The organism is uncultured Nocardioides sp. (assembly GCF_902805925.1).
GTDB lineage: Bacteria > Actinomycetota > Actinomycetes > Propionibacteriales > Nocardioidaceae > Nocardioides.
The window spans coordinates 1-3,495 of record NZ_CADCUP010000228.1; the positions used below are offsets into that span (position 1 = coordinate 1).

Here is a 3,495-nt window from a genome sequence, read left to right on the forward strand (position 1 = left end):
CGCGATCGGGTCGGTGAGGAAGCGGGCCACGAAGCCGGTGTCGGCGAGCAGCTCGTCGTCCTCGTCGTCGGCGGTGCCGTGCCGGTCCGCCCCCGGCCGGGTGCCGCTGCGTGCGCCGGCCGCCGGCACGCCGGGTCCGGCGGCGGCCAGCCGCACCGCGCGACGGCGCTCCGCGACGTCCTGCGCCTGGTTGGTCAGGGCGCTCGCCACGTCGCCGAGGAGGTCGAGGCCGTGACGGTAGGGCACCCAGGCCGGCGCCAGCAACGGACGCACGTCTACCGGCTCGGAGGGACGTCGCCCGGCACGCGCCCGACGCGCCGCGAGCAGGTGGCGGGGCCGGGAGTAGACCGACACCAGGGCCGCGAGCTCGTCGAGCGCCTCGCCGACCGAGCGGACGGCGAGGAAGCCGAGCACGCGCAGCAGGGTGCCGGAGAACAGCCGGACCACCTGCCAGGGCAGCCGCCGGGAGGGCGCGTTGGCGAGCAGGGTGAAGAGCGCCGCGCGGCGCTCCTGGTAGTGGGTGTGCCGACCGGTCAGCGCGGTCCGGCGCACGCCGCGGTGCGCGGCCTCGGCATGGAAGACCACCGCCTGCGGCACCACGACCGTGGCGTGCCCGGCGTGGGCGGCGCGCCACCCGAAGTCGATGTCGTTGCCGAAGATCGGCAGGTCGGCGTCGAAGCCGCCGAGGTCCACCAGCGCGCGACGGCGTACGAGCATGCCGGCGGTGTTGACCGAGAGCACGTCACGCACCTCGTCGTGCTGGCCCTGGTCGTACTCACCCCGCTCCAGGCCGGTCTCCCGGCGGCCGGTGCCGGAGATGGTGACGCCCAGCTCGAGCAGCCGTCGCAGGCTGGGCCACTCGCGCAGCTTCGGGCCGAGGACGGCCGCGTCGGGCCGGGCCCGGGCCACCTCCACCAGCGCGGCGAGGGCACCGGGGGCCGGGTTGGCGTCGTCGTGCAGCAGCCAGACGAGCTCGTCGTCGCCGGCGGCGGGCGCCCTCTCGAGGGCGAGGTCGACGGCCTCGGGCCAGGTGGTGGCGCCGGACACGACGTGCACGGCGTCCTCGCCGAGGGCCGCTACCAGCAGGCTCGCGCTGTCGTCCTTGCTGCCGGTGTCGATCGCCACCACCCGGTCGACCGGGTGCTCCTGGGCGCCGAGACCGTCGAGGACCGTCGGCAGCCAGCGGGCCCCGTCATGGCTGACGAGGACGGCGGTGACGATCACCGAGGCAGCGTAACGACCGCCACGGTGGGGGCCGAATCAGCCGGGAAGAGGGCGGATCGACCCGTTCGCGACGGGCGTCGCGGTCAGACCGCGCGCTTCTTCAGCTTGCGGCGCTCCCGCTCGGAGAGCCCACCCCAGATGCCGAAGCGCTCGTCGTTCATCAGTGCGTACTCGAGACAGTCGTCGCGGACGTCGCACGTGAGGCAGACCTTCTTGGCCTCACGGGTCGACCCGCCCTTCTCGGGAAAGAACGCCTCAGGATCGGTCTGCGCGCACAGCGCGCGGTCCTGCCAACCCATCTCTTCGGCGTCGGAATCAAGGAGAAACAGTTCTCGCATCGGCCTTCGCCCTCTCGACCCTACGTGTCCCAGGCGGACCATGCGGGCCTCCTGGCAGTGCCAGCCCCAGTGGAAAGAACACTGTGGGAATTACATGCCTGTCGTACCCCTGAAGTCAAGCCCGGATCTGCTATACGTTCCTGACCCGGACGGACCGGCCACCTGGGTCCCGGGCACAGTGTGCCCATGCAGAAGATCACCGTGCTCTCCGGGGGCTACGGCGGAGCGACCTTCCTCCGCGGTCTGCGGCACGCCCTGCGCACCGGCCTCCTGCCCGGCGCCGACTCCTCCGGCGAGGTCGAGGTGACCGTGGTGTCGAACACCGCGGACGACCTGTGGATCCACGGTCTCAAGGTCTGCCCCGACCTGGACACGGTGATGTACACCCTCGGCGACGGGCTCGACACCGAGCGCGGGTGGGGCCGGCGCGATGAGACGTGGAGCATCAAGGAGGAGCTGAGCGCGTACGGCGTGGAGGGCACGTGGTTCGGCCTCGGCGACCGGGACGTGGCCACCCACCTGGTGCGCACGCAGATGATGGAGGCGGGCTACCCGCTCTCACAGGTCACCGAGGCGCTGTGCCGCCGCTGGCAGCCGGGGGTCCGCCTGCTGCCGATGACCGACGACCGGGTGGAGACCCACATCGCCGTGGCCGACGACCAGAGCCCCAGCGGGCGCCGCGTCGTGCACTTCCAGGAGTACTGGGTCCGGATGCGGGCCATGGTGCCGGCCGAGGCCGTGGTCGTCGTCGGCCTGGAGGGGTCCTCGCCCGCGCCCGGGGTGCTCGAGGCGATCGGCGGGGCCGACCTGGTGGTGCTGCCGCCGTCGAACCCGGTGGTCTCGGTCGGCACGATCCTGGGCGTGCCCGGCATCCGTGACGCCGTCCTGGCCACCGGCGCCCCGGTCGTCGGCCTCTCCCCCATCGTCGGCGGCACCCACGTGCGCGGCATGGCCCACCAGCTGCTCGACGCCATCGGGGTCGAGGTGTCCGCGGGCGGCGTCGGGCTGCACTACGGCGCCCGCGGCGAGGGGGGGCTGCTCGACGGCTGGCTGGTCGACCGACGCGACGCCCACCACCTGCCCGCGCTGGCCGCCGCCGGCATCCGGGCCGCCGCCGTGCCGTTGATGATGACCTCCCCCGAGGCCACCGCCGCGATGGCCGCCGCCGCCGTCGAGCTCGTCTCGTGACCGGCTCCCGGCTGGAGGCCTTCGCCCCCGACGGCCTGCCCGAGGTGGCGGCCGGCGACGACCTCGCCGGCCTGGTCGCCCGGCACGCCGCGCTGCGCGACGGCGACGTGGTGGCGGTGACGAGCAAGGTCGTGGCGAAGGCCGAGGGGCGCGTGCGTCGCGGCCACCGCGACGACGCCGTGGCGGGCGAGACCGCACGCGTGGTCGCCCGCCGCGGACCGGTCCTCATCGTGCGCACCCACCACGGGCTCACGATGGCGGCCGCGGGCATCGACGCCTCGAACGTCGCCTCCGGCAGTGTCGTGCTCCTGCCGCAGGACCCCGACGACTCCGCACGACGCCTGCGCGAGCGGCTGCACCGGCTGACCGGCGCGAACGTGGCCGTCGTCGTGACCGACACCGCCGGGCGCGCCTGGCGCGAGGGCCAGACCGACATGGCCATCGGGGCGGCGGGGCTGACGCCCCTGGAGGACTTCGTGGGCCGCGTCGACGCCCACGGCAACGAGCTGGCCGTCACGCGGCCGGCCGTCGCCGACGAGCTCGCGGGCGCGGCCGAGCTGGTGCAGGGCAAGCTGCACGGTCGTCCGGTGGCCGTGCTGCGCGGGCGGCCCGACCTGGTCCTGCCCGCCGGCGAGCACGGTCCCGGGGCCCGGGCACTGGTGCGCGACGACGCCTCCGACATGTTCGGGTATGGCGCCCGCGAGGCCGTCGTGCGCGCCCTCGTCGGCGCTCCCGACGACCAGGC

Annotated in this window: 4 protein-coding genes; 2 read left to right on the plus strand and 2 right to left on the minus strand. The window is 74.6% G+C overall.

Features of this window, described 5'->3' with window-relative positions; translation table 11 throughout:
• Window positions 1–1,224 (minus strand): glycosyltransferase family 2 protein (locus tag QZX64_RS16410; RefSeq protein ID WP_295662000.1); only part of this gene is annotated, 1,224 nt, incomplete at its 3' end.
• Between the two features lie 83 nt (window positions 1,225–1,307).
• Window positions 1,308–1,562: a WhiB family transcriptional regulator gene (locus QZX64_RS16415; protein WP_295662002.1), complete on the minus strand. Its 255-nt coding sequence runs from the start codon at window positions 1,560–1,562 to the stop codon at window positions 1,308–1,310.
• A gap of 186 nt (window positions 1,563–1,748) precedes the next feature.
• On the opposite strand from QZX64_RS16415, the gene cofD reads away from it, so the two are divergent.
• The gene (gene cofD, locus QZX64_RS16420) at window positions 1,749–2,750 is read left to right on the plus strand and encodes a 2-phospho-L-lactate transferase (RefSeq protein WP_295662004.1); all 1,002 of its coding nucleotides are present in this window, start codon (window positions 1,749–1,751) and stop codon (window positions 2,748–2,750) included.
• A partial coding sequence (gene cofE / locus QZX64_RS16425) for a coenzyme F420-0:L-glutamate ligase (RefSeq protein ID WP_295662006.1) occupies window positions 2,747–3,495 on the plus strand: 749 nt, incomplete at its 3' end. The genes cofD and cofE, both read left to right, overlap by 4 nt.

Coding starts and splice junctions, on each gene's coding strand:
- QZX64_RS16415 (WP_295662002.1), bottom strand. CDS start 1,562: ATGCGAGAACTGTTTCTCCTTGATTCCGACGCCGAAGAGATGGGTTGG.
- cofD (WP_295662004.1), top strand. CDS start 1,749: ATGCAGAAGATCACCGTGCTCTCCGGGGGCTACGGCGGAGCGACCTTC.